The organism is Pseudomonas sp. S2_B10 (assembly GCF_054668425.1).
Window position 1 is genome coordinate 2,998,914 of the sequence record NZ_CP162768.1, and the last position, 26,550, is coordinate 3,025,463.

Annotated in this window: 23 protein-coding genes; 13 read left to right on the plus strand and 10 right to left on the minus strand. The window is 60.6% G+C overall.

Translation table 11 applies throughout. From position 1 onward, the window contains the following. Nucleotides 1-183 precede the first annotated feature (183 nt). The gene (choX, locus tag AB4O45_RS13520) at nucleotides 184-1,104 is read right to left on the minus strand and encodes a choline ABC transporter substrate-binding protein (RefSeq protein WP_041476503.1); all 921 of its coding nucleotides are present in this window, start codon (nucleotides 1,102-1,104) and stop codon (nucleotides 184-186) included. A 10-nt stretch (nucleotides 1,105-1,114) separates the two neighbouring features. After that, entirely contained in the window at nucleotides 1,115-2,635 is a 1,521-nt protein-coding gene (gene betC, locus AB4O45_RS13525; RefSeq protein WP_310218534.1) for a choline-sulfatase, read from the minus strand. Nucleotides 2,636-2,749: 114 nt separating this feature from the next. Between betC and AB4O45_RS13530 the strand changes: the two genes are divergently transcribed. Further along, the gene (locus AB4O45_RS13530; protein WP_460160186.1) at nucleotides 2,750-3,700 is read left to right on the plus strand and encodes a choline sulfate utilization transcriptional regulator; all 951 of its coding nucleotides are present in this window, start codon (nucleotides 2,750-2,752) and stop codon (nucleotides 3,698-3,700) included. A gap of 23 nt (nucleotides 3,701-3,723) precedes the next feature. Here the strand turns inward: AB4O45_RS13530 and AB4O45_RS13535 are convergent, their stop codons facing one another. Continuing rightward, on the minus strand, nucleotides 3,724-4,389 hold the full coding sequence (locus AB4O45_RS13535; RefSeq protein WP_460160187.1) for an NAD(P)-dependent oxidoreductase: 666 nt from the start codon (nucleotides 4,387-4,389) through the stop codon (nucleotides 3,724-3,726). 81 nt (nucleotides 4,390-4,470) lie between these two features. Between AB4O45_RS13535 and AB4O45_RS13540 the strand changes: the two genes are divergently transcribed. The 10 genes from AB4O45_RS13540 (at nucleotide 4,471) to AB4O45_RS13585 (ending at nucleotide 15,829) form a co-directional block, all read left to right on the plus strand. Then, on the plus strand, nucleotides 4,471-4,797 hold the full coding sequence (locus AB4O45_RS13540; RefSeq protein ID WP_076564780.1) for a DOPA 4,5-dioxygenase family protein: 327 nt from the start codon (nucleotides 4,471-4,473) through the stop codon (nucleotides 4,795-4,797). 403 nt (nucleotides 4,798-5,200) lie between these two features. Next, entirely contained in the window at nucleotides 5,201-6,508 is a 1,308-nt protein-coding gene (locus tag AB4O45_RS13545) for a CitMHS family transporter (RefSeq protein WP_056791180.1), read from the plus strand. An 85-nt stretch (nucleotides 6,509-6,593) separates the two neighbouring features. After that, complete coding sequence (locus tag AB4O45_RS13550) at nucleotides 6,594-7,361, plus strand: TerC family protein (RefSeq protein ID WP_236167881.1); 768 nt, start codon at nucleotides 6,594-6,596, stop codon at nucleotides 7,359-7,361. 432 nt (nucleotides 7,362-7,793) lie between these two features. Further along, nucleotides 7,794-9,452: a Na/Pi cotransporter family protein gene (locus AB4O45_RS13555; protein ID WP_056791186.1), complete on the plus strand. Its 1,659-nt coding sequence runs from the start codon at nucleotides 7,794-7,796 to the stop codon at nucleotides 9,450-9,452. 176 nt (nucleotides 9,453-9,628) lie between these two features. Next, a complete protein-coding gene (locus AB4O45_RS13560; RefSeq protein ID WP_460142543.1) occupies nucleotides 9,629-11,023 on the plus strand; it encodes a M16 family metallopeptidase in 1,395 nt (464 codons plus the stop codon). Between the two features lie 211 nt (nucleotides 11,024-11,234). After that, nucleotides 11,235-12,263: a DUF5924 family protein gene (locus AB4O45_RS13565; protein ID WP_423521965.1), complete on the plus strand. Its 1,029-nt coding sequence runs from the start codon at nucleotides 11,235-11,237 to the stop codon at nucleotides 12,261-12,263. 54 nt (nucleotides 12,264-12,317) lie between these two features. Next, on the plus strand, nucleotides 12,318-13,466 hold the full coding sequence (locus tag AB4O45_RS13570; protein WP_305381897.1) for an ABC transporter permease: 1,149 nt from the start codon (nucleotides 12,318-12,320) through the stop codon (nucleotides 13,464-13,466). Beyond that, nucleotides 13,463-14,266, plus strand: coding sequence for an ABC transporter ATP-binding protein (locus AB4O45_RS13575; protein WP_056791199.1), 804 nt, complete (start codon nucleotides 13,463-13,465; stop codon nucleotides 14,264-14,266). The genes AB4O45_RS13570 and AB4O45_RS13575 overlap by 4 nt, the downstream gene beginning before the upstream one ends. A gap of 1 nt (nucleotide 14,267) precedes the next feature. Beyond that, nucleotides 14,268-15,206 carry an MlaD family protein gene (locus tag AB4O45_RS13580; RefSeq protein WP_016772359.1) on the plus strand — a complete coding sequence of 313 codons (939 nt, stop codon included), beginning with the start codon at nucleotides 14,268-14,270 and terminating at the stop codon, nucleotides 15,204-15,206. Next, a complete protein-coding gene (locus AB4O45_RS13585; protein ID WP_460160188.1) occupies nucleotides 15,203-15,829 on the plus strand; it encodes an ABC-type transport auxiliary lipoprotein family protein in 627 nt (208 codons plus the stop codon). The genes AB4O45_RS13580 and AB4O45_RS13585 overlap by 4 nt, the downstream gene beginning before the upstream one ends. Nucleotides 15,830-15,944: 115 nt before the next feature. On the opposite strand, the gene AB4O45_RS13590 is transcribed toward AB4O45_RS13585, so the two are convergent. The 5 genes from AB4O45_RS13590 to AB4O45_RS13610 all read right to left on the minus strand — a co-directional run bounded on the left by AB4O45_RS13590 (nucleotide 15,945) and on the right by AB4O45_RS13610 (nucleotide 20,429). Continuing rightward, on the minus strand, nucleotides 15,945-17,174 hold the full coding sequence (locus tag AB4O45_RS13590) for a nucleoside recognition domain-containing protein (RefSeq protein WP_041476489.1): 1,230 nt from the start codon (nucleotides 17,172-17,174) through the stop codon (nucleotides 15,945-15,947). Nucleotides 17,175-17,390: 216 nt separating this feature from the next. Further along, nucleotides 17,391-18,722 carry a glutamate/aspartate:proton symporter GltP gene (gene gltP, locus AB4O45_RS13595; RefSeq protein WP_460160189.1) on the minus strand — a complete coding sequence of 444 codons (1,332 nt, stop codon included), beginning with the start codon at nucleotides 18,720-18,722 and terminating at the stop codon, nucleotides 17,391-17,393. A gap of 716 nt (nucleotides 18,723-19,438) precedes the next feature. Beyond that, on the minus strand, nucleotides 19,439-19,903 hold the full coding sequence (locus AB4O45_RS13600; RefSeq protein ID WP_460160190.1) for an inhibitor of vertebrate lysozyme family protein: 465 nt from the start codon (nucleotides 19,901-19,903) through the stop codon (nucleotides 19,439-19,441). A 2-nt stretch (nucleotides 19,904-19,905) separates the two neighbouring features. Next, entirely contained in the window at nucleotides 19,906-20,070 is a 165-nt protein-coding gene (locus AB4O45_RS13605) for a DUF1328 domain-containing protein (RefSeq protein WP_003177151.1), read from the minus strand. 74 nt (nucleotides 20,071-20,144) lie between these two features. After that, complete coding sequence (locus AB4O45_RS13610) at nucleotides 20,145-20,429, minus strand: hypothetical protein (RefSeq protein WP_024014979.1); 285 nt, start codon at nucleotides 20,427-20,429, stop codon at nucleotides 20,145-20,147. Nucleotides 20,430-20,857: 428 nt separating this feature from the next. Between AB4O45_RS13610 and algB the strand changes: the two genes are divergently transcribed. Then, nucleotides 20,858-22,204, plus strand: a complete 1,347-nt coding sequence (gene algB / locus AB4O45_RS13615) for a sigma-54-dependent response regulator transcription factor AlgB (RefSeq protein WP_024014980.1) — start codon at nucleotides 20,858-20,860, stop codon at nucleotides 22,202-22,204. A 10-nt stretch (nucleotides 22,205-22,214) separates the two neighbouring features. After that, nucleotides 22,215-24,005, plus strand: coding sequence for an ATP-binding protein (locus AB4O45_RS13620; RefSeq protein ID WP_041476487.1), 1,791 nt, complete (start codon nucleotides 22,215-22,217; stop codon nucleotides 24,003-24,005). On the opposite strand, the gene AB4O45_RS13625 is transcribed toward AB4O45_RS13620, so the two are convergent. Continuing rightward, nucleotides 24,002-25,615, minus strand: a complete 1,614-nt coding sequence (locus tag AB4O45_RS13625; RefSeq protein WP_150637297.1) for an EAL domain-containing protein — start codon at nucleotides 25,613-25,615, stop codon at nucleotides 24,002-24,004. The two genes, AB4O45_RS13620 and AB4O45_RS13625, sit on opposite strands and share 4 nt — an antisense overlap. A gap of 75 nt (nucleotides 25,616-25,690) precedes the next feature. Beyond that, nucleotides 25,691-26,473, minus strand: a complete 783-nt coding sequence (locus AB4O45_RS13630; RefSeq protein WP_457264789.1) for an N-acetylmuramoyl-L-alanine amidase — start codon at nucleotides 26,471-26,473, stop codon at nucleotides 25,691-25,693. Nucleotides 26,474-26,550: the final 77 nt, after the last annotated feature.

The following is a 26,550-nucleotide window of genomic DNA, read 5'->3' on the forward strand; positions in this document are numbered from 1 at the left end:
CCTGAGGGAGAGGGGACTGACCGAGCTGTTTGTTGAAGATTCACCGACCTGCGATTTCGGCGTTGAACGCAAGTTTTGATTCAACAGCGATCGGCTCCCTTTCCCCCCTCGCCCCCTTGGGGGAGAGGGCTGGGGTGAGGGGGAAAAAATCTCCAGCCGAACGCTATTCCAGCAACACTGAGATCAAAGCTTGGCCTTCACCGCCACCAACGCATCCTTGCCATCCACGGTCTTCACCCCGTCCAGCCACTTGTCCAGCACCGCCGGATTGGCCTTGATCCACGCCTTCGCCGCTTCGGCATTGCTGATCTTCTTGTTCACCACCTCGGCCATGATGCTGTTCTCCATGTCCTGGGTAAACGCAAGATTGGTCAGCAACTTGCCCACATTCGGGCAGGCCTCGGCGTAGCCCTTACGGGTCAGGGTGAATACGCTGCCGGTATCGCCGAAGTATTTTTCGCCGCCCTTCAGGTAACGCATTTTCAGCTGCACGTTCATCGGGTGTGGGGTCCAGCCGAGGAAGGTGACGAATTTCTGTTTCTTCACCGCCCGCGACACTTCGGCGAGCATCGCCTGTTCGCTGGACTCGATCAGCTTCCACTGGCCCATGTTGAAGTCGTTCTTCTTGATGATCTCCTGCAGCGAAATGTTCGCCGGCGCGCCTGAGCCGATGCCGTAGATCTTCTTGTCGAACTTGTCGGCGAATTTGTTCAGGTCGGCAAAATCATGCACGCCTGCCTCCCAGACATAGTCGGGGACGGCGAGAGTGAATTCGGTGCCTTCCAGGTTCTTGGCCAATTGCGTCACATCGCCGGTGGCGACGAACTTGTCATAGAAGCCCTGCTGCGCCGGCATCCAGTTGCCGAGGAACACGTCAACCTGGCCATCCTTCAAGCCGCCGAAGGTGATCGGCACCGCAAGGGTGTCGACTTTGGCCTTATAGCCCATGCCGTCCAGCAGAAACCCGGTGATGGCATTGGTTGCGGCGATGTCGCTCCAGCCCGGATCGGCCATCTTCACGGTCTCGCAGCTTTGCTCGGCGAACGCCGAGGCGCTGCTCAATGCGATCAGGCCGACAGTGACAGCTGTGGATAACTTGCGCATGGACTTCCCCTTAACATTTTTGGTTTTGGCAGGGTTGTGGATAACGGGCCTTGCGCTCCAGATCATCAAGGTCGATGTGGTTGCGCATGTACTGCTGACTGGCATCGACCAGCGGCTGGTGATCCCAGCTCTTCAACTTGCCGATGGTTAACGCATCGGCGACGAAACGGCGTCGGCGCTGGCTGGCCAGTACGTCCCGATGGATCGCCGGAATGTCCCACTTGGCCCGCGCTTCGGCGAGAAAGTCTTCGAACAGCGGACGATGTTGCGGCGATTGGCTCAGCTCTTCTTCTTCGCGCGGATCGTTATCCACATCGAAGAGTAGGCACGGGTCGCTTTCGCTGTAGATAAATTTGTAGGCGCCCCGGCGAATCATCATCAGCGGGCTGACAGTGCCTTCGGCCATGTATTCGCCGAACACCTCGTCATGCCCGCCCTGCCCTTGCAGGTGCGGCAGCAAGGAACGGCCGTCCAGTGGCAGGCCCGGCTCAAGCGTGCCACCGGCCAGATCCACGAAGGTCGGCAGCAGGTCGGCGGTGGAAACGGCGGCGCTGACCCGGCCGGCCTCGAATTGTCCCGGGGCGCTGATCAGCAGCGGCACTCGAGCAGCCATCTCGAACCAGTGCATTTTGTACCAGAGGCCTTTCTCGCCGAGCATGTCGCCATGGTCACCGGAGAAGACGATGACGGTGTCATCGATCAGCCCGGTTTCCTCAAGGGTTTGCAGCAGTTTGCCGACATTGGCGTCGATATAGCTGCAAGCGCCGAAGTAGGCGCGACGGGCATCGCGGATCTTATCCACAGGCAGCGGCTTGTCCCACAGGTCGTAAACCTTGAGCAGACGTTGCGAGTGCGGATCGAGTTCGCCCTGGTTCAAAGCTGTAGGCAACGGGATATCAGCATCGTCATACAGATCCCAGAACGCCTTGGGAATCGTGTACGGGTCGTGCGGGTGGGTCATCGACACAGTCAGGCAGAACGGCTGGTCGCCGTCCTCGCGGATGTGATCGAACAGATATTGCTGCGCCTTGAACACCACCTCTTCGTCGAAATCCAGCTGATTGGTGCGCACGCACGGCCCGGCCTGCAGTACCGAAGACATATTGTGATACCAGCTCGGCCGCACGTCCGGCTCGTCCCAGTTCACCGCCCAACCGTAATCGGCCGGATAGATATCGCTGGTCAGGCGTTCTTCATAACCGTGCAACTGGTCCGGCCCGCAGAAGTGCATCTTGCCCGACAGCGCGGTGCGGTAGCCGAGACGCCGCAGGTAATGCGCGTAAGTCGGAATGTCGGCAGGAAAGTCAGCCGCGTTGTCGTAGGCGCCGATCTTGCTCGGCAACTGGCCGCTGACCAGGGTGAAACGCGACGGCGCGCACAGCGGGCTGTTGCAATAAGCAGCATCGAACACCACGCCTTGGGCGGCGAGGCGGGACAGATTCGGCAGTTTGATTGGCGATGGGCCGTAGAACGGCAACATTGGCGCGGCCATTTGATCGGCCATGATGAAAAGAATGTTCTTGCGCTTCATGTGATCGCGGCATTCCATGTTGAATATTTATGCGAGAGTGCTGCGATCGAGCATGGATTCCATGCCTGTTCCGGTAAAGCCCGCGCCGGACAATGACTAGGATAAGTACAGCTTATGTATGACGCCCTCGGTGACCTCTCCCTCGATCTGCTGCGCACCTTTGAAGCGGCGGCCCGCCATCGCAGTTTTACCGCTGCTGCGGTGGAGCTTGGCACCACGCAGCCGGCGATCAGCCAGCAAATGAAACGTCTGGAAGAGCAGCTCGGTACGCGCCTGTTCGACCGGATTTACCGGGGTATCGAGTTGACAGAGGTTGGCGCCCTGCTTTTCGAGCAAGTTGCCCTCGGTTTGCAGAATATCGACGCAGGATTAAGCGCAATCAGCACTCAGCAGCAACATGAAGTGCTGCAAGTGGCCACGGATTTCGCTTTCGCCGCTTATTGGCTGATGCCGCGCCTGCATCGCTTCCATGAGGCCAATCCGCACATTGATGTCAGCCTGGTCACCAGCGAGCGCAACCACAACATGCTGCGCACCGACATCGACGTGGCGATCCTGTTTGGCGATGGTCGATTCAAGCAGGGTGAGAGCCACTGGCTGTTCAGCGAAGAAGTGTTCCCGGTGTGCAGCCCGCTGCTGCTCAAGGAGCGTTCATTGCCGTTGCCCGCGCAGGCCCTGCTGGAATTGCCGCTGCTGCATCTGCGTGGTGAAAACAGCAGCAACTGGTTCGACTGGAGCGGGCTGTTCCGTCAACTTGGCCTGACCACGCCGCCGGCGCCGGGGCAGCTGCGCTTCGACAATTACACGTTATTGATCCAAGCGGCGATCGGCGGGCAAGGCGTGGCAATCGGTTGGCGCCACCTTGTGGATAACTTGCTGGTGCAGGGTTTGCTGTGCCGACCGCTGGCGGAAACCACGCTGTCGCGGCTGGGGTATTACGTGGTGTTACCGCAACGCAAACGTCGAGGTTTGTTGATTCAAGAATTTGTTGATTGGTTGATGGCGGAACAGGCCAGCAGTGCCGAATCGCTTAACGGTCTGGCCCTGCCCTCGATTGCGGTGTGAAGAGCAAAAGATCGTCCGATCTTTTACGAATCAGAAGCCGCCACAAAATTCACATGCTGCCCCACATGCAGGTTCAACCGCAGTTCATCGGCAATCCCCACCGCGACACGGTTCAAGCGTTCCAGCGGTTCGGCCAATCCCGGTTCGAGATTGCCGCCGACCTGACTGAAGTGCTCGATGGTCAATCCGGCCACTCCATGGGGCGCATTGACCAAGGTCCAGCGCAGTGAGCTGCTTTGTATCGCCTCGAGGATTTCTTCGGCAGCGTGACGTTGCAGGCGCTCGTCATTGTCAGGCTCGTCGAGCACACCGAAGTTGCCGACCAGAAACAGGCGCGGCACGCTGGCCAGTTGCAAACCTTCGACCAAGGCGTCGACTGCCAGCACCTGTTCGACCGGCCCCAGCGTCACCGAGCGTTCAACGTGGTCGCTGCTGAACGGCAACCCCGGCGCGTCCAGCAGGCAGATCACCGCCGAGCTGCCGGCGACGCTCTGATTGACCCGCTCGGCATCGAACAGATCGCCGGTCTTGGTGCGCAACCCCGGACGCGGCGCGAGTGCGGTGAGATCGTCGAGAATGGCGATGACTTCGTGTTGGCGACGCAGCAATTCAGCCATCAATGCACCGCCCAGGCTGGCCATGGCACCATAAAGCACCACTTTGACCACTTGGGTCTCGGCATTTTTCATGGCTGTTTTCCTTATAGTTGTCCTATATGACCTGTGACGGTGGAAACAGCCAAGGGTTCGAACCGATTGAGAGGCGACACGATGCAAGGGATCAAGGGCTATCACGCCCATGTCTATTTCGACGCACAAAGCATCGACCAGGCGCGGGCCTTGTGCGAACAGGCCGCGCAGTTGTTTGCGCTGAAAATGGGCCGCGTGCACGAACGCCCGGTGGGGCCGCACCCCGACTGGAGCTGCCAACTGGCTTTCGGTCCCGAGCTGATCGGCGAGGTGCTGCCGTGGCTGGCGCTTAACCGCAAGGGGTTGGTGGTGTTCCTGCATCCGGACACTGGCGATGACCTGCTCGACCACACCGAACACGCGATCTGGATGGGCGCGGTGCGGCCGCTGGATCTGTCGATTTTTTAACCAGGTGCTTGGACTGAACTGATAACGAATATGTCCAGACTGCCAGCCAGCGTTGCCTGTCCGTTCCCTCGCATCGCTTCTCGGCCCGTATTCATTGGCTGTCGCTGCATCCGACCGCCGGTTGACCATTCATTCATCGCTTTCGGTCGCGAAAGGTAGCTGAAAGCTTCCCCGATTAGGATCGCCCCACTCCCGGCAACAGACCGGTTGGCCCAAGCCCTGTGTTTTTTCCACAGGCCCGGCCCAATTAACAACAACAATGGTGATTCTGATGTCTTCTGCAACCCGCCGTTTCTCCCGCTTCCTGCTGGTCACTCCGCCCGTACGCCTCGCGCCTCCCGTTCTGCGCTGATCCCGCCCGATCCGCTCATTCAACTAGCCGCGCTACGCCTGGAGTATTCCCATGCTGACTTTCCTTGGCTTCGCCATGGTCATCACGTTCATGTTCCTGATCATGACCAAGCGCCTGTCCGCGCTGATCGCCCTGATCATCATCCCGATCCTGTTCGCCCTGTTCGGTGGTTTCGCGCCGAAGATCGGCCCGATGATGCTTGAAGGCATCACCAAACTGGCGCCGACCGGCGTGATGTTGATGTTCGCCATTCTGTATTTCGCCCTGATGATCGACTCCGGTCTGTTCGACCCGGCCGTGCGCAAGATCCTCAAACTGGTCAAGGGCGACCCGTTGAAAGTTTCGGTCGGTACCGCCGTTCTGGCGCTCGTCGTTTCCCTCGATGGTGACGGCGCGACCACTTACATGATCTGCGTGGCCGCGATGCTGCCGCTGTACAGCCGCATCGGCATGAGCCCGCGAATCATGGCCGGTCTGATCATCCTCGCCGGTGGCGTGATGAACATGACCCCGTGGGGCGGCCCGACCGCCCGCGCGGCGAGTGCCCTGCATGTCGATCCGTCGGACATTTTCGTACCGATGATCCCGGCCATGGCCGCCGGTGTCTTGGCGATCCTGGTGATTGCCTACTTCTACGGCAAGCGTGAACGTGCCCGCCTCGGCGAGCTGCACCTGGTCGGCGACGAGATCGATCACAGTGAAATCAGCGTCTCGCAATTCCCCGACGCACGCCGTCCGAAGCTGATCTGGTTCAACGCCGCACTGACTTTCGGCCTGATGTGCACGCTGATCGGCGGTCTGTTGCCGCTGCCGGTGCTGTTCATGGTGGCGTTCAGTATTGCGATGATCGTCAACTACCCATGCCTGCAAATGCAGAAGGATCGCGTCGCCGCGCATTCCGGCAGCGTGCTGGCAGTGGTCGGGCTGATCTTTGCGGCCGGTATCTTCACCGGTATCCTGTCGGGCACCGGCATGGTCGATGCGATGTCGAAGAGCCTGTTGGCGGTGATTCCGGAATTCCTCGGCCCGTACCTGGCGGTGATTACGGCGCTGGTGAGCATGCCCTTCACCTTCTTCATGTCCAACGATGCGTTCTATTACGGTGTATTGCCGGTGCTGACCGAAGCGGCCAGCCACTATGGGATCACTGCGGTGGAAATGGCCCGTGCCTCGATCGTCGGCCAGCCCGTCCACTTGCTGAGCCCGTTGGTGCCGTCGACCTATCTGTTGGTGGCGCTGGCCGGCATCGATTTCGGTGATCACCAGCGTTTCACCCTGAAATGGGCGATCCTGGTGTGTATCTGCATTCTGATTGCTGCACTGCTGTTGGGGACTTTCCCGCTGTTCAGCACTCTATAAGCCCAAGACTCACCGTTACGGGTCCCGGCTTCGCGGTTTGAAGCCCGGACCTGTTTCGGTTTAACACTCGCTCAAAGGAATACACATGGATTGGCTGACCAACCCCGAAATCTGGGTTGCCTTTTTTACCCTGACCGCCCTGGAAATCGTCCTCGGTATCGATAACATCATCATGATTTCGATCCTGGTCAGCCGCATGCCGAAACACATGCAGCAGCGCACGCGGATCTTCGGTCTTGGCCTGGCCATGGTCACCCGGATCCTGTTGCTGCTGTCGATTACCTGGGTCATGCGCCTCACTGCCGACCTGTTCGAGGTGTTCGGTCAGGGCATTTCCGGCCGCGACCTGATCCTGTTCTTCGGTGGTCTGTTCCTGCTGTGGAAGAGCTCGCAAGAGATGTATCACGCGCTGGAAGGCGAAGACGAAAGCGACGAAACCCCGGGTGGCAAGGGTGGCAACTTCCTTTACACCATCATCCAGATCGCGATCATCGACATCGTCTTCTCGCTGGATTCGGTGATCACTGCAGTGGGTATGGTTTCCCACGTGCCGGTGATGGTTGCGGCGATCGTTGTGGCCGTGCTGGTGATGATGCTGGCGTCGGGCAAAATCAGCGAATTCATCGACAAGCACCCGTCGCTGAAAATGCTCGCGCTGTCGTTCCTGCTGGTGGTCGGTACCGTGCTGATCGCCGAATCGTTCGACGTGCACGTGCCAAAAGGCTACGTCTACTTCGCCATGGCGTTCTCGCTGGCGGTGGAAGCGATCAACATCAAACTGCGCGGCGCGATGGCCAAGAAGAGACAGCAGCAGGATCCGGTGAAACTGCGCAAGGATGTCCCGGGCCAGTAATCTGCTAGTCCGGCAATACGCAGTACCCCCTGTGGGAGCGAGCCTGCTCGCGAAGACGGAGTGTCAGTCGACTGAAATGTTGGCTGATCCACCCCTTTCGCGAGCAGGCTCGCTCCCACATTTGTTTGTGCAACATTCAGTCACTGCGGACCTTGTGGGAGCTGGCTTGCCAGCGATAGCGGAGTGTCAGGCGACATCAATGTTGGTTGTGCTGACGCCATCGCTGGCAAGCCAGCTCCCACAGGAGACGGCGTTGATTTAAAGGGAGTGTATGAAGCGCTTTTCATGACACTTTTGTTTCAATCCACTCTTTAGCTGTGCAATGCTGGCGCCGAGACCGTTCGCCAACTACAGCTTAAGTATCAAGAACGTAGAAACCGCGCGGTGCCGTTCACTTGCCCCTCTGGGGCGCTGCTACTACAGGGGGTCTGCATGCTCACCCTGCTCAATCTGTTGTCCGCCGTCGCCCTGTTGATCTGGGGCACGCACATCGTCCGAACCGGCATCCTGCGGGTTTATGGCACCAATCTGCGACATGTCATCGGCCAGAACATGTCGAAGAAATGGCTGGCGTTCATCGCCGGTATTCTCGTCACCGCCATGGTGCAGAGCAGCAACGCCACGGCGATGCTGGTCACTTCGTTTGTCGGTCAGGGTCTGATGGCGCTGACCCCGGCGCTGGCGACCATGCTGGGCGCCGATGTCGGTACCGCGTTGATGGCGCGGGTGCTGACCCTCGATCTGTCATGGCTGTCGCCGCTGCTGATTTTCCTCGGGGTGATTTTCTTTCTGTCGCGCAAACAGACGCGGCTCGGGCAAATGGGCCGGGTGTCGATCGGGCTGGGGCTGATCATTCTCGCCCTGCAATTGATCGTCGAGGCCGCTGCGCCGATCACTCACGCGCAAGGGGTGAAAGTGATTTTCGCCTCGCTGACCGGCGACATCCTCCTCGACGCCCTGGTCGGAGCACTGTTTGCGATGATTTCCTACTCCAGCCTCGCCGCCGTGCTGCTCACCGCCACGCTGGCCGGGGCTGCGGTGATCAGTTTGCCGGTGGCGATCGGTCTGGTGATCGGCGCCAACATCGGCAGCGGCATCCTCGCCTTCATGAGCACCAGCATGCAGAACGCCGCCGGCCGCCAGGTTGCGCTGGGCAGTCTGTTGTACAAATTGATCGGTTTGCTGCTGATCATCCCGGTGCTCGACCCGCTGGTGCACTGGATCGACAGCCTTGATTTCAGCCCGCAGGAAATGGTCATCGGCTTCCACCTGCTCTACAACACCGCGCGCTGCCTGATCCTGCTGCCGAGCGTCGGGCCGATGGCGCGGCTTTGTGCGTGGCTGCTGCCCGAGCGGCCGGAGGTCAACGGCGCCGCCAAACCACGCCATCTCGACCCGACCGCGCTGGTCACGCCGAGCCTGGCGCTGGCCAATGCCGCGCGGGAAACCCTGCGCATGGGTGATCTGCTCGACAACATGCTCGACGCCTCCCTCGATGTGTTGCGCGGCAAGCAGACCGCCGTCACCCAGGAGATGCGCCGACTGACCGACGACATCGAAGCGCTGTACAGCGCGATCAAGCTGTATCTGGCGCAGATGCCCCGCGAGGATCTCGGCGAGCACGACAGTCGGCGCTGGGCCGAGATCATCGAACTGGCGATCAACCTGAAACTCGCCGCAGACCTGATCGAGCGCATGCTGCGCAAGATCCAGCAGCAGAAGACTTCGCAGCGTCGTTCGTTTTCCGAAGAAGGCCTGGAAGATCTTGCCGGGCTGCAACAGCAACTGATCGCCAACCTGCGCCTGGGCCTGTCGGTGTTTCTCAGCGGCGACCGCGAAAGCGCGCGGCAGTTGTTACGGGAGAAACGCCGCTTTCGTGCGCAGGAACGGCGTCTGGCCCATGCGCATGTCAGCCGTTTGCAACGCAAGATCGTTCAGAGCCTGGAGACCAGCTCGCTGCATCTGGAGTTGATCGCCGACATGAAACGGCTCAATTCGCTGTTCTGCAGCAGCGCCTATGTGGTGCTGGAAACGGCGGACACCGGCGCGCTGGCCGTGGATGACATGGCCGACATTACGCATTCGCCTTGAACGTCTGGGGCTGGGGCCAGTCAGTTACAGTGGTTCAGCCTTGAGACCGTCATCGCTGGCAAGCCAGCTCCCACAAGGTTTTGTGAGCGCCGCAGATCCTTGTGGGAGCTGGCTTGCCAGCGATGGGGCCCTGACTGACGACACGGATCTCCAAATCAGCCGTATGGAAGCCTGTTATGCGTTGCCTGTTGTTCGCCTGTCTGTTGCTCGGTTCCCTGCCCGCTTTTGCCCTGGATCGGTTTCAGGTCGAAGGCTATGCGCTGCCCAACGGTTTGCAACTGATGCTCAAACCCGGCACCGAACGTGGCCATGTGGCGATCCGGCTGGTGGTCGGCGTTGGCCTGGATGACTTCGATTGCGACGAGAAAGAGCTGCCGCATTTGCTCGAACACCTGCTGTTCAGCGGTATCGACGCCACTGGCGAAGGCGGTCTGGAAGAGCGCATGCAGGCGTTGGGTGGTGACTGGAACGCGTTCACCAGCAATGCCGACACCACGTTCGTCATCGAGGCCCCGGCGAAAAATCAGCGCAAGGTGCTCGACCTGCTGCTCGCGCTGCTGACCCAGACACGCATCGACGACAATGCTATCAACGCCGCCAAGCGGGTGGTCGAGCGTGAGGACGGCGGGCACTACACCAGGCTGCAACGTTTCCTCGACCGTCAGGACCTCGGTCATACCGCGAGCAATCAACTGGCTGTCGAGCTGGGACTGAAATGCCCGCAGCGCGCCGAAGTCGGCCATCTGACCCAAGAGCAACTGGAGAAGGTGCGCAAGGCCTGGTATGCGCCGAACAACATGACCCTGATCGTCGTCGGCGAACTCGACAAACTGCTGCCGGCCTATCTGGAGCGTACCTGGGGTGAGCTGGAGCCGGTCGAGCCGAGCGAGCATCGGCCGCTGCCGGACATCCGCACCAGCGCCGCCCATGAACGCACCCTCACCCGTGGCTTTATCGGCGACAGCGCCAAGCTGCACTGGCTGGTGCCGGAACCGGTGCTCGACGATCAGTACGATCAGACGTTCGACATTCTCAAGGATTACCTCGACTGGGCGTTGTACCGGCAGATTCGTCTCAACCATGGCTTGTCGTACGGACCGTGGGCCGAGCGCGAAGTGTTCGGCGGTGTCGGCTTCATGAGCCTCAACGCTGACCTGGATCGCGATGACGTCGACGAAGCCATCCAGGTGCTTGAAGACCTCAAGGCCGACCTGCTGCAAAACGGTCTCGACCCGAGCACCTTCGCCCGCATCAAGCAAGCCGCCATCGCCCACCAAGCCTGGGCCGTGCAGGGCAACAGCGCACTGGCGGACTATTACTGGAGCGCGCTGGCCGACTATCAGGATGGTCGCTTTGCCAATCCCGCGCGGGAGTTGCAGGGGGTGACGCTGGAAGCGGCGAACAAGGCGATGCGCGAGCTGTTGCTGCAGCCGGGGTATATCCGGATCGAGAAGCCGTTGATCAGTGATGATCAAGTGTTGTGGCTGGCTGCAGGTGGGGTGGGGCTGGTGCTGCTGATGTTGATCGGCTGGCGTGTGTATCGTCGCCAAAAAATTGCTGGAAGCCATTAATCCTGTGGTGAGTGAGCACTTGTGGCGAGGGGATTTATCCCCGATGGGCTGCGCAGCAGCCCCGATAAGGGCAGCTCGGTATATCCAGACAGAATTCGCTCGCAGGATCTACGACGGCTGCGCCGCCGATCGGGGATAAATCCCCTCGCCACAGGGGTCATGCGGCGTTAACCTTTCCGGGATTTTCCCCATATCGTCGTGAACCGCCAAAATGCCAAAACTGACCCTCCTTATCCAGCGCATTCTCGAGCTGATGAAGCGCTACCCCGGGTTGATCGCGGCGGGTGGGTTCATTTCCGGGGTCGGCAGTTTCATCCTCGTCGATCGCCAACAGGGTCTGGCGAGCTGGATCACGGTGATCATGCTGCTCAGCTGGATCTGGCTGATGCTGGAAAACACCCTGACCGGGCTGTTCACACGGATCTTCAAACGCGAAATTCCCCAGCCGCTGCTGCGTTACGCGACGCAGATGATCCATCAGGAAAGCCTGTTTTTCGTTTTGCCATTCTTCTTCATCACCACTACGTGGAACAGCGGCCAGTTTGTCTTCACGGGGCTGCTCAGCGTTGCCGCACTGATCTCCATCGTCGATCCGCTGTACTACAAATGGCTGGCGCCACGGCGCTGGGCGTTTCTCGCGCTGCACACCCTGACCCTGTTCGCCGCACTGCTCACTGCGTTGCCGGTGATCATGCACCTGACCACCGCGCAGAGTTTCAAATGGGCGCTGGGAATTGCCGTGCTGCTGTCGTTCCCGAGCCTGGCGTCAATCTTCCCGATCCGCACAGTGCGCAATGCCCTGGCGATTCTGTTCATTACCTTCGGCATCGGCGGCGTCGGTTGGGCGCTGCGTTCGTGGGTGCCGCCGGCAACGCTGTGGATGACCGACGTAGCGATCAGCACGCAATTGCAGGATCGCACCCCCGGCGCCAGCCTCGACACCGTCAGTGCCGAGCAGATCCGCAGCGGCGGGCTCTACGCCTACACTGCGATCAACGCGCCGCGCGGTCTCGACGAGCGGATTTATCACGTGTGGACCTTCAACGGCAAAGAGGTCGACCGCATCGCCCTCGACATCCATGGCGGGCGCAAGGAAGGCTACCGGGCGTGGACGCACAAACAGAATTTCCCCGGCAACCCGGCGGGCAAGTGGCAGGTGCGGGTGCTGACCGAGGATGGCCAGTTGATCGGCGTGCTGCGTTTCGCAATTACCGACAGCACACCGGCCAAAGAAAAGTAATCCGGTTCGTGCTATTACGTAGGATCTCGTAACGGCCGTACAAGCACGGAGCTTATGACCAGCAGCCCAACCCCCGGCAGTGCCCATCTGGACACCGCGCTCAGCCCTGCCCGTCTGCGGGTCAGCGGCGACTGGACGCTCGCCCACTACACCGCGCTCAAGCATCTGAGCGAAAAGCTCCGCGGCCAGTACGACGCCAACACTTCCATCGATCTGAACGGCCTCGGAGCCCTGGACACCGCCGGCGCCTCGTTGCTGGTCGAGCTGCTCGGTTCCGAGCGCTTGGGCAAAACCGCCGAACACCCCGATTGCACCCTTTCAACTGCCGACCGCGCCTTGCTGCAAACCGTGTATTGCTCGCTGAGCGATTTCTGCGTGCCGATCAAGGAGCCGGAAGTCAGCGTCAGCGTGCAACTGCTGACGCGCATCGGCCGCGCAGTGGATACGGTGTGGAAAGACACGATGCAGCTGCTCGGCTTCGTCGGCCTGATTCTCGAAGTCATCGCCCGTGGTCTGTTGCGGCCCAAGCGCTGGCGCATTACGCCGATGATCGCGCACATCGAGCAGACCGGCCTCGACGCTGCGCCGATCGTGGCCTTGCTGACGTTTCTGGTCGGTGCGGTGGTGGCGTTTCTTGGCGCCACGGTACTGGCCAGTTTCGGCGCGACGATTTTCACCGTGGACCTGGTCGGCTTCTCGTTCCTGCGCGAATTCGGCGTGTTGCTCACGGCGATCCTGATGGCCGGGCGCACCGCCAGTGCATTCACCGCGCAGATCGGCTCGATGAAGGCCAACGAAGAAATCGACGCGATCCGCACCCTTGGCCTCGACCCGATCGAATTGCTGGTGGTGCCGCGTGTGCTGGCGCTGCTGGTGGCGCTGCCGATGCTGACGTTTCTGGCGATGCTCTCGGGGATCGTCGGCGGCGGTGTGGTTTGTGCGGTGTCGCTGGACATCTCGCCGGCGATGTTCCTCTCGCTGCTGCAATCGGACATCGGCATTCAGCATTTTCTGGTCGGGCTGGTGAAGGCGCCGATCTTCGCCTTCCTGATCGCGGCGATCGGTTGCCTGGAAGGCTTCAAGGTCAGCGGCAGCGCCGAATCGGTCGGCGCGCACACCACCTCCAGCGTGGTCCAGTCGATTTTCGTGGTGATCGTGCTTGATGCGGTGGCTGCGCTGTTTTTCATGGAGATGGGCTGGTGAGTCGTCTACCCCGCGCGCCCTCGGAGGCGGTGATCGAAGTCCGTGGCCTGTGCAATCGCTTCGGCCCGCAGAGCGTGCACGAGAACCTTGATCTGGACGTGTACAAGGGCGAGATCCTCGCCGTGGTTGGCGGCTCCGGTACCGGCAAATCGGTGCTGCTGCGCAGCATTGTCGGGCTGAATCGGCCCAGCGAAGGCATGGTCAAAGTCTTCGGCCAGAACCTGCCGAACCTGGCCGAGCATGAACGCTCGCTGATCGAACGCCGCTTCGGTGTGCTGTTCCAGAAAGGCGCGCTGTTCTCGTCGCTGACCGTGACCGAGAACGTCGCCCTGCCCCTGATCGAACACGCCGGCCTCAGCCGTCACGACGCCGAGCATCTGGCGGCGGTGAAACTGGCGCTGGCCGGGCTGCCGTTGTCGGCGGCGGATAAATACCCGGCGTCGCTGTCTGGCGGCATGATCAAGCGCGCGGCGCTGGCGCGGGCTTTGGCGCTGGATCCGGACATTCTGTTTCTCGATGAGCCCACCGCCGGACTCGATCCGATTGGCGCGGCGCAGTTCGATCAATTGATCCTGACCCTGCGCGATGCGTTGGGGCTGAGCGTGTTTCTGGTGACCCACGACCTCGACACGCTGTACACCATCACCGATCGCGTGGCGGTGCTGGCGCAGAAGAAAGTGCTGGTTGCCGGCCCTATCGACGTCGTCTCGGAAACCGCCGACGCGTGGATTCACGAATACTTCCACGGCCCGCGCGGCCGCTCGGCGCTGGACGCCGCCAAACTGCTCAACGAGGTCTGATATGGAAACCCGAGCCCATCATGTGTTGATCGGCCTGTTCACGGTGATCGTCGTGGCCGGCGCCCTGCTCTTCGGCCTGTTTCTGGCAAAGTCCAGCGTCGACACCGAGTTCAAGGATTACGAAGTGGTGTTCAACGAGGCGGTCAGCGGTCTGTCCAAGGGCAGCTCGGTGCAGTACAGCGGCATCAAGGTCGGTGACGTGGTCAGCCTGCGCCTTGATCCGCAGGACCCGCGCCGGGTGCTGGCGCGGATTCGTCTGGCGGGCGACACGCCGGTCAAGGAAGACACCCAGGCCAAGCTGGCACTGACCGGCATTACTGGCACGTCGATCATCCAGCTCAGCGGCGGCACACCCGAGAGCCCGAAATTGCGCGGGCATGACGGCAAGTTGCCAACGCTGGTCGCCTCGCCCTCGCCTATTTCGCGTCTGCTCAACGACAGCAGCGACTTGATGACCGGCATCAGCGCCCTGCTGCAAAACGCCAACCACATGTTCTCCGCGGAAAACGTCGAGCGCGTGAGCAAGACCCTCGCCCATCTGGAACAGACCACCGGCACCATCAATGACCAGCGCGGCGACATCAAGCAAGCCATGCAGCAACTGGCAACGGTCGGCAAACAGGCCGGCAGCATGCTCGAGCAGACCTCACTGCTGATGCGCAACGCCAACGGCCTGCTCAACGATCAGGGCAAACAGGCCCTTGGCAGCGCCGAGCAGGCGATGAAGTCGCTGGAGCAAAGCAGCGTGACCATCAACGGCTTGCTCAGCAAAAACCAGAACTCGCTGGATAACGGCATGCAGGGCCTCAACGGCCTGGCCCCGGCGATTCGCGAACTGCGCGAGACGCTGACCTCGCTGCGCGCGATTTCCCAGCGCCTTGAGGCCAATCCCAGCGGCTACCTGCTGGGCAGCGACAAGAACAAGGAATTCACCCCATGAAACTGACTCGAATCGCCCTGCTCGGCGCTGGCCTGACCCTGATCGGCGCGTGCTCGATCTTGCCCCAGTCGGAACCTTCGGATGTCTACCGCCTGCCCGCCGCGCAAGCGCCCGCCTCGGCCAGCCCGGCGGCGGCGCAGTCGTGGTCGCTGCGCTTGAATAAATTGCAGGCCAGCGAAGCACTGAACCGGCCGAGCATTGCCGTTATCCCGCAGGGCGATGTGATCAGCAGCTACAAAGGCTCGCGCTGGAGTGATCCGGCGCCGGTGCTGCTGCGCAATCGCCTGCTCGATGGATTCCAGCGTGACGGCAGAGTGACGTTGCTGAGCACCGACGACAGCAACTTCCAGGCGGATCTGGAACTGGGCGGTAGTTTGCAGGCGTTTCAGACGGAATATCAGGGCACCCAGGCCGGCGTTGTGGTGCGGGTTGATGCGTTGCTGGTGCGTGGTTACGACCAGCGCATCCTCGCCAGCCGCCGTTTTGAAGAGCGCCAGTCGTTGAATGATGTGCAGGTGCCAGCGGTGGTCGCCGGGTTTGGCCAGGCCAGTGATCGCCTTACGGCCGAGGTTGTGGCCTGGGCCGTGGAGCAAGGCCAGAAACTGGCCCCCCAAAGGCCTTAAGCCCAACACAATCCCTGTGGGAGCGGGCTTGCCCGCGATGGCGGTGTGTCAGCTACCAGATATTTCGGATGTGCTTCCCTCATCGCTGGCAAGCCAGCTCCCACAGGGTTCTTTATCAACCAAAGAACCAGTAGCAGACCCCGATAGCGCCCACCACACCAGCAAACTCGGCCAGCAACGCACACCCCACCGCATGCCGTGCGCGCTGAATCCCCACCGCGCCGAAGTACACCGCCAGCACATAGAACGTGGTTTCGGTACTGCCCTGCACCGTCGCCGCGACCAGCGCCGGGAAGCTGTCGACGCCGGAGGTCTGCATGGTCTCGATGAGCATCGCCCGCGCGGCGCTGCCGGAAAACGGTTTGACCATCGCCGTCGGCAACGCATCGACGAAGCGCGTGTCCCAGCCGGCCCACTCGACCAGATGCCGAATACCGTCCAGGCCGAAATCCAGCGCACCAGAGGCGCGCAACACGCCAACCGCACAGAGCATCGCCACCAGATACGGCAAGAGGTTCTTCGCCACATCGAAGCCCTCTTTCGCGCCTTCGACGAACGCCTCGTACACCTTGACCTTGCGCAGCGCGCCGATCAGCAAGAACAGCATGATCAAGCCGAACAGCGTGAGATTGCCGAGGATCGACGACAATCCCGCCAGTGCTGTCGCAGAAAGCGTACCAAGCAGGGCCATGAAGCCGCCGAGGATCAGCGCGCCGGGCACCAGATAGGCGAGCACCACCGGGTCCCAGATGCGCAGGCGTTGCATGAAGGCAACGGAGAGGAAGCCGACGATGGTCGAGCAACTGGTCGCCAGCAGAATCGGCAGGAACACCAGCGTCGGATCCGGCGCGCCTTGCTGGGCGCGGTACATGAAGATGGTCACGGGCAGCAGGGTCAGCGACGAGGCGTTGAGCACCAGAAACAGGATCTGCGCGTTGCTGGCGATGGTGGCGCTGGGGTTGAGTTCTTGCAGCGCTTTCATGGCTTTGAGGCCGATCGGCGTGGCGGCGTTGTCCAGGCCCAGACCGTTGGCGGCGAAGTTCAGCGTGATCAGGCCAAGGGCAGGGTGGCCGGCCGGGACTTCCGGCATCAGCCGCAGAAACAGCGGACCGAGCACCTTGGCCAGCCACTCGACGATCCCGGCCTTTTCGGCGATGCGCAGAAAGCCCAGCCACAGGGTGAGGGTGCCGAACAGCAGCACCATGACTTCGACCGACAGCTTGGCCATGGCGAAAATGCTTTCCACCATCGCCGCAAAGATCCCGGCGTTGCCGCCGATCAGCCACTGCGCCAGCGCCGACACGGCTGCCACGATGAAGAAGCCAAGCCACAGGCCATTAAGCATCAGTCAAATCCCCCGAAGAATGCGGCGAATGATAGCGGGGTCACCAGAAACGACAAACCCCGGATTGCTCCGGGGTTCGTATGGATCTGCCGCCCCCCGATTTACTGGGTGGCCTCAATCTACTGTAGGAGCTGCCGAAGGCTGCGATCTTTTGATTTTGTTTTTTAAAAGCAAGATCAAAAGATCGCAGCCTGCGGCAGCTCCTACAGGGGGGTGTCAGTTCTTGGAAATCTCGCCAGCCGGCAGTTTTTCCTTGCTGCGCCAGTGCGGCAGGGAATTCCAGTAACGCTCGCCCTTGGCGTCGTCGTACATGCCTTCCCAGCGCGCGATAACCAGCACTGCCAAGGCATTACCGATCACGTTCAGTGCAGTACGTGCCATGTCCATGATGCGATCGACACCAGCGATGAACGCCAGGCCTTCAAGCGGGATGCCGACGCTGCCCAGAGTGGCCAGCAGCACCACGAAAGACACGCCCGGTACACCGGCGATGCCTTTGGAGGTGACCATCAGGGTCAGCACCAGCAGCAGTTGCTGGCTGATCGACAGGTCGATGCCATACAGCTGGGCAATGAAGATCGCCGCGATCGACTGGTACAGGGTCGAGCCGTCGAGGTTGAACGAGTAACCGGTCGGTACCACGAAGCTGCAGATGGCTTTCGGCGCGCCGTAGGCTTCCATCTTCTCGATGACACGTGGCAGCACGGTTTCCGAGGAAGCGGTGGAGTAGGCCAGCACCAGCTCATCCTTGAAGATGCGCATCAGCTTGAGCACCGAGAAGCCGAACAGCTTGGCGATCAGGCCCAGCACGACGAAGGCGAAGAAGGCGATGGTGACGTAAACCAGAATCACCAGTTTCGCCAGCGGCAACAGCGAAGCGAAGCCGAAGTTGGCGACGGTCACCGCGATCAGTGCGAATACGCCAATCGGAGCGTAGTTCATGATCATGTGGGTGACTTTGAACATGCTTTCCGAAACGCCCTGGAACATCTTTACCAGCGGCTCGCGCAGGTCCGACTGCAGGCTCGACAGGCCGAGACCGAACAGTACGGAGAAGAAGATGATCGGCAGCATTTCGCCGCGAGCCATGGCCGCGAAGATGTTCGACGGGATCAGGTTGAGGATGGTCTCGATGAACGCATGTTCATGCTGCACTTCGGCGGCGGTCGCCTGGTACTTGGAGATATCCACCGTGCCCAGAGTGCTCATGTCGATGCCGGTGCCCGGATGGAACACGTTGGCCAGCACCAGGCCGACGACGATGGCGATGGTGGTGACGATCTCGAAATAGATGATGGTCTTCAGGCCGATACGCCCGAGCTTCTTGGCGTCGCCCACGCCAGCGATGCCGACGATCAGCGAGGAAATGACGATCGGGATCACGATCATCTTGATCAGACGGATAAAGATATCGCCTGCCGGTTGCAGGACGTTGCTGATCCACCAGGCCTTCTCGGCGCTGAAGTGATTGAGCAACGCACCCAGTGCAATCCCCAGAACCAGACCGATGAGGATCTGCCAGGCGAGGCTGATTTTTGCCTTCTTCATTATCTTTACCCTTACTTGCGTTTGACTCAGGCACATGCAGGAACTGGAACGCTCATCAGCGGAAAAGTCTGTGCATCTGCCTCCGTATAAGGTGCCCCGAAGCGCGTGTTTACGGCTCTTCGGCAGGCGAAAAAAGGCGCAACTATTCCGATGCAAGGTGGCGCCGTCTAATGCCGTAAACGCCTACCCTATGCCGAATCGGCATGAGCTTTTTCATTTGAAACTGGCGTCCCAAGCGGTTCGATTGTGACATTTCAGCCGGCATAAGTGCCGTGAACCGGCCATTACAGCTTAGGGCGGTCAAATGTTGTACAGCGGGAATTGGCGGAAATTTCCAGAAAAACTCCAAATCGAAAGACTAGGAGTCACACGAATCGAGCGCGATCTTTGTCGATATACGGTCGTCAGGAAACACCGCGAAATGTTTTTCCGCACAGTGTCGACGATTGTAAGAAGGGGATTGGCGCGCTGGATCAATGGTTTAGCTGATTCAAAGCCCAGCGCAGATTCGTCAGACCATCGGGTCGACGAACCTGCGGCGCAGCTTTTACCCTGACCCGGCCCTTGCGCAGGTACTCCCTGTACCCGTAGGTCACTCCGACCCTGCATCAGTCAGAACGTCCCGGCCCCCTGGTCATGCACCGACCCTCATCGGGCGGCGCAATGGAAAGCAGCGGGGCGCTGCTTTCGTGTTCGAAACCTTTGCGCGTCCTGCGTCAGTACCACTTCGGATCTTTCTTCAGGGTTTCCATCAGCAGATCCTGCATGCCCTGATCAGGTTTGCCGAAGAAGCGATACGCCGCGTGGCGCGTCGGCGACTTGTCCTGCGGCAGACCTTCCGGCACATCGACCAGCATGGCGTAGGCGTCATCCTTGTCGAAGCTGAAGGCCACGATCAACCGGTGATTCAGGCACTTGTCCTGACTCTCGCAGAGCGGGCCGACCAGATACTGATCACCATCTTCCGTAACGGCGTGCATCTGTTGCTCGGAAGTGCCGGACAGGTTGATCACCCATTCAGGTACGCGCTCTTCCTTTTTGATCACGCCTTCCCAGGTTTCACGGTACTGCGCGTCGGAAGCGAGCAGTTCGTTGACCCGGGTCTGGCCGTCATTGGCCGCCATGGCCATGGCACTGCCGCCCAGAAGCAGGGCGGCGGCCAATGTCTTGAGACCGATCATCGTTAACCTCGGCCGCGACGGCCAAAGAAGAAGGAAGCGATGAACATCACCAGGAACACGACAAAGAGAATCTTGGCGATACCCGTGGCGGTGCCCGCGATACCACCGAAGCCCAGAACGGCGGCGATGATGGCAATGATCAAGAATGTAATTGCCCAGCTCAACATGGTGATTCTCCTTACTTCTCTATTTAGGGGTGTTTCCGGTTTCCGGCGCTACGCGCCCGAATGTATTCACTGACTTAGAAAACCCAGCGCTCTTCCCGTGGCAATTGATCCAGCGGTTGCGCCTGGTCGACATCGATCATGTGCATCGAAGCGTTTTCAGCCTGGCTGCTGCTCACGGCACTGAAGTGCGTCTGAGTGCTGTGCTGCATCGAAATCAATGGCTCGGGTTTACGGCTGTTTTCCCAGCTCATGTACTGCTGGCAGACGATCAGGGTGATCAGCAACGCCAGTACACCGAACAGACCTTGCTGGATCTGCAGTGGCGAAATACGTACTTGGGCGGCGATTGGGCGAGTCATCCTGTGTTCCTCACGCTTGTTCTGTTGGGGCAGTGCTGTTCTGCCCGGGCTGAGTGAGGTATTGCAGCCTGCATGCCAGTTTTTTGATGTCAGAAATTATCAATAAAAACAATAAGTTACGTACTCTTCGGAAATTTCCTGCGACGCATCCTGCACGATGGCTCTTCTGCGGTCGTGCGCAATGCACGATTATTTCGTGGGAAATTTCGATGATATGGAATTGCTACCGGTACGCAGATGTCAGAAGAGGACGCAGGATCTGCCCTGCAAAACGCCGAATGTTTTAAAACTCAACGAAATCAATGAATTGGCCGTTATGGCAGTAGAGAGCTACCCTCCTATGGCTGGTATCGTTCAGAATCAACCATGCAACTTGCCCGATTTTTCCGGGACTAACCCAAGACTAATCACTATGGAGCGTAGGAAAAATGGAATCTGCCACTGAGCAACAAGGCCGCATTCTGCTGGTGGACGATGAATCCGCCATCCTGCGTACGTTTCGTTATTGCCTCGAAGACGAAGGCTATACGGTAGCCACCGCCAATAGCGCAGCTCAGGCCGATGCTTTGCTGCAACGTCAGGTCTTCGACCTGTGCTTCCTCGATTTGCGTCTGGGCGAGGACAACGGTCTCGACGTCCTCGCGCAGATGCGCATTCAGGCGCCGTGGATGCGCGTAGTGATCGTCACCGCCCACTCGGCGGTCGACACCGCGGTTGATGCCATCCAGGCTGGCGCCGCCGATTATCTGGTCAAGCCGTGCAGCCCTGATCAACTGCGCCTGGCCACCGCCAAGCAGTTGGAAGTGCGCCAGCTCTCCGCACGCCTTGAAGCGCTCGAAGGCGAGATCCGCAAACCGAAAGACGGTCTCGATTCCCACAGCCCGGCGATGAAAGTCGTGCTGGAAACCGCACGGCAGGTCGCAAGCACCGACGCCAACATTCTTATCCTTGGCGAGTCCGGTACGGGTAAAGGTGAACTGGCCCGTGCGATCCACGGCTGGAGCAAGCGCGAGAAGAAATCCTGCGTCACTATCAACTGCCCGTCGCTGACTGCCGAACTGATGGAAAGCGAGCTGTTTGGCCATAGCCGTGGCGCGTTTACCGGTGCCAGCGAAAGCACGCTGGGTCGGGTCAACCAGGCCGACGGCGGCACGCTGTTTCTCGACGAGATCGGCGACTTTCCTCTGACTTTGCAACCCAAGTTGCTGCGCTTCATCCAGGACAAGGAATACGAGCGGGTCGGCGATCCGGTCACTCGCCGCGCCGATGTGCGCATCCTCGCCGCCACCAACCTCAATCTCGAAGACATGGTCCGCGACGGCCGCTTCCGCGAAGATCTGCTCTATCGCCTCAACGTCATCACCCTGCATCTGCCGCCTCTGCGCGAGCGCGCCGAAGACATCCTGACCCTCGCCGATCGGTTCCTTGCACGTTTCGTCAAAGAGTACGCACGCCCAGCGCGCGGCTTCAGCGATGAGGCGCGCGAAGCGCTGCTCGGTTATCGCTGGCCGGGCAACATTCGCGAACTGCGCAACGTGGTCGAGCGGGCCAGCATCATCTGCCCGCAGGAACGCGTGGAAATCAGCCACCTGGGCATGGCCGAACAACCGGCCAACAACGCGCCACGGGTCGGCGCGGCACTGAGCCTGGACGAGCTGGAGAAAGCGCACATCGGCGCGGTGCTGGCCACCGCCGGCACTCTGGATCAAGCGGCGAAAACCCTCGGCATCGACGCCTCGACCCTGTATCGCAAACGCAAGCAGTACAACCTGTGAGCACTGCGCGATGAAACTGGCGATCAAGCTGCGCACGCGCCTGTTCCTGAGCATTTCTGCGTTGATCACCGTGGCCTTGCTCGGGCTCTTGCTCGGGCTGGTCAGCGTGATGCAGATGGCCGGGTCGCAGGAAGCGCTGGTGCGCAGCAACTTTGTCACTCTGGATCTGGGCCTCAAGCTGCGCCAGACCCTCGGTGATCAATTGATCATCATGCTCGCCGAGAAGCCCGACCCCGTCGCGTTCGAAGCGTCCAAGCAGCACTACTTCGAGTTGCTCGACCAAGGCATCGCCCAGCAGCAGGAGGGCGATGGCCAGCCTTACGGTTTCCGCCAGGCCAAGGCCGATTACCTGAACTTCCTCGCCTCATTCGATGTGACTGCCGAAGCGGCAAAGAACGCCAGCACCAGCGCGGATTTCCGCGAGCGCTTCAATATCCTGCGTAATGGGTTGATTGCTGAGCACAAGCACGCGCTGGACAGTATCAATAAGGTGCAGCACGCCGCTCGCGAACGCGCCCTGCTGATAGCCGGGCTGCTTGGCCTGGTCGGGCTGGCAGTGCTGATCATCGGTTTTGTCACGGCGCAGGGCATTGCTCGGCGCTTCGGCGCACCGATCGAAGCGCTGGCCAAGGCTGCCGACAACATCGGCCAGGGCAACTATGACGTGACCCTGCCGATTTCCACGGCCATGGAAGTCAACCTGCTGTCGCGACGCTTCGGCTTGATGGCCGAGGCGTTGCGCGAACACCAGGCGATGAATGTCGACGAACTGTTGGCCGGTCAGCAGCGTTTGCAAGCGGTGCTCGACAGTATCGACGACGGTTTGTTGATGATTGATCGCCAGGGTCAGCTCGAACACCTCAACCCTGTTGCCCAGCGCCAGTTGGGCTGGGAAGACGATCGACTGGGCCAAGGCTTGGGCACCGCACTTGGGCGCCCGGAGCTGGATGCGCAACTGCAATTGGTCCTGCGCGGCGGCACGCTGGAGCGTGCGCCGGAAGATCTGAGTATCGAAGTCGATGGCGAATCGCGCCTGCTGACCTACAGCCTGACGCCGGTCAGTCATACCCAGGGGCATATTCTCGGCGCGGTGATGGTGCTGCACGACGTCACCGAGCAACGCGCGTTCGAGCGCGTGCGCAGTGAGTTTGTCTTGCGCGCTTCCCATGAACTGCGCACGCCGGTCACAGGCATGCACATGGCCTTCGGGCTGTTTCGCGAGCGGGCGAAATTCCCGGCTGAATCGCGCGAAGCGGACCTGCTGGATACGGTCAACGAAGAAATGCAGCGGCTGATGCAATTGATCAACGACTTGCTGAATTTCTCGCGCTACCAGAACGGTCTACAGAAACTCACCTTGGCGCCATGTTCCATTGAGGACCTGCTGGAGCAGGCGCAACTGCGCTTTGCCGACGTGGCTGCGGCCAAAGGTGTTGCGCTGAACGTCGAGATTCAAGGCCCGCTGCCGAGGTTGCAGGCTGATCAGGCGCAACTCGATCGGGTCCTCGACAATTTGATCGACAACGCCCTGCGCCATACCGCCCGCGACGGCCAGATCCGTCTGCAGGCGCGCCGCCATGGCGAGCGGGTCATCATCAGCGTCGAAGACAATGGCGAAGGCATTGCCTACGGCCAGCAGGGGCGGATTTTCGAGCCGTTCGTGCAGGTCGGGCGCAAGAAGGGCGGTGCCGGCCTTGGCCTGGCGCTGTGCAAGGAAATCGTCCAGCTGCACGGCGGGCGCATGGGCGTCTACTCGCGGCCTGGGCAGGGCACCCAGTTCTACATGGCGCTGGCGGTTTAAGCCTCGTCGTCCATACGCCGCCCGGCCAGGCGTCGACCTCGGGTGATCAGTTCGATGAATTGCACGGCGCTCAAGGCGTGGGCGAACAGCCAGCCCTGACCGAACTTGACCCCCTCACTGCTGAGCAGCGCTGCCTGGGATTCCAGCTCGATGCCTTCGGCAATCACTTTCAGATCCAGCGCCTGCGCCATGTGAATGATGTGCGGAGCGACGCCGCTGCTCGCCGCGTCATGGCCCAGCGCATCGATGAACGCCTTGTCGATCTTCAGGCAGTCCACCGGCAAGGTCTGCAGATAGGCAAGGCTGCAATAGCCGGTGCCGAAATCATCGATCAGCACCTGATGGCCGACGTCGCGCAAGGCTTGCAGGTTTTCCCGCGCCACCACCACATCGATCAGGCCGCGCTCGGTGACTTCGAAGGCTATCTGCCGCGCGGCGACCCGGTGCAGGGCAAGCAGCCGCGCCATGACCTGGCCGATGCGCGGCACCATGACGTCGCAGGCCGCGAGGTTCACCGAGATATACAGCTGCGGATTGGCGCGCAGTAACTGGCCCAGTTGTTCGAGCAGACGCTGCAACACGAAGTCGGTCATCTGCCGGATCTGCCCGGTGTTCTCCGCCATGGGAATGAACAGGTCGGGGCTGGTCAGGGTGCCGTCCGGGCGCCGCCAGCGCAGCAGCGCTTCGGCGCCGACGCAGTGGCGGCTGTCGAGGTCGAAGATCGGCTGATATAGCACCTGCAACTCACCCCGGCGGATCGCACCGTGCAGCTCGGCATCCAGTGACTGGCGCTGACGCACCAGCAGCAAGGTCAGAAAGCCGACAACGGCGCCGGCGATCAGGCACACCGGCAACAGCCACCACCACACAGCCGGGACGTGCATGCCCGTGCGCGGCGTGATCAGCACCAATTGATATTCCGGGTTGTCGGTGGGCATGCGATAGATCAGCCGCGTTTGCGTGACTTGCAGCGCATCACGGCTCTTCGGTGGCCAGGGTTCGGTCGGTGGCCAGGTCTGTGCGGTGCCGAGCACCGGAATCGCGCGAGTGCCGTGATCGAGTACCACCAGCAGGCTGCTGCCGGGCGACAGATCGACCATGTCGGTCAAATGTCCGCGCGAGGTAGCGACACGAAAGTTACCGCGACCGAGCATCAGTGCCGCGCGGTTTTCATCGGGTTCGGTGGTGGTATTCAGCCAATAGCTGTAGGTCGGACCCTGAATGTCCGGCGCGCGCACCAACGACAGACCTTCCTGGCGCGGACGGTTGGAGCAGAATCGCGAAGCGTCCATATATGCCGCTTCATAGACGAAGCGGTAGTTGAAGGTGACTTGCTGCAGGGTCGCGATCATTTCTTCGTCGCAGCCACGCAAGGGCTGGGCTTCAAGATCGTCGAGACTTTCGCGCAACTGGCCGAACAATTGTTCGAGGCGAGCGAGGAAACGCTCGCCCTGGGCGTTCATTTCCTGGCTCTCGCGCACTTCCATCTGGCGTATCGCCGCGAACATACCGCCGGCGATCAACAGGCTGGCGCTGAGGACAGCCGCGATCATCGCCAAAAAAGCAGGGCGATAAAACCAGCTACGCAGCGTCTCTCGGGTCGCAGCCATCAAGGATTTTCCGAAGAATTACCATGAGTTATAGCTGCTGATTGCGATTTCGCCCTGACCGTCGGGCGGGCGTCATTATTTTGTCTGATTGAGGATCAGGAGAAGTGCCGCGGTTTGTGCATCCGGCGTGCCGTCGAAGCGAGCAGGGCGGTAATGCATCTGGAACGCTGCGAGGACGTGGCGCGTGGCGACGTCCAGCTCGCCGGTCTGCGGCGTGTCGTAACCCAGGCGCGCAAGTTGCGCCTGGAACCAGCCGATCTCCGGCAGCGGATTGGTGTTGAAAACCGCCTGCTGACGCGCCACCGCTTGCTCGTTCGGCCACAGGCCAAGGCCTTCGGCGGCGAGACGTTTCCACGGAAACAGTGGCCCCGGATCAAGCTTGCGCAGCGGCGCGATGTCGCTGTGACCGATGATGTGCCGCGGGCTGATGCCGTTGCGCTTGCTGATGTCCTTGAGCAGGGTGATCAACGATTCGATCTGCGCTTCGCTGTACGGATACCACAGGCGCCCGGTCGGGGTGTCCTTGTAGCCGGGATTGACGATTTCGATGCCGATGGAGCTGGAGTTCAACCAGGTGCGGCCTTGCCATTGACTCTCGCCGGCGTGCCAGGCCCGTTGGTTTTCGTCCATCAGCTTGTAGATTGTGGCGTTCTTGTCATCGCCGATCAGGTAATGGCTGCTGACGTCGCCATGGGTCAGCAATTGCAGCGAACGCTCCAGCGACGCCGAGGTGTAATGCACCACAACGAACTGGATGCGACTGTCGTAATTGGCCGAAGGGTGGCTGGTGTCGTAACGCGGGCCGCTGGCGCAACCAGCGAGGACGAACAGCGAGGCAACAAGGGCAAAGAATTTCATGGCAGAGGACAATACGCAGAAGACAGTAATGCAACAGTGTAACGTACCGGTTTGGCCAGCGTTCGCCAGCGGGCGGA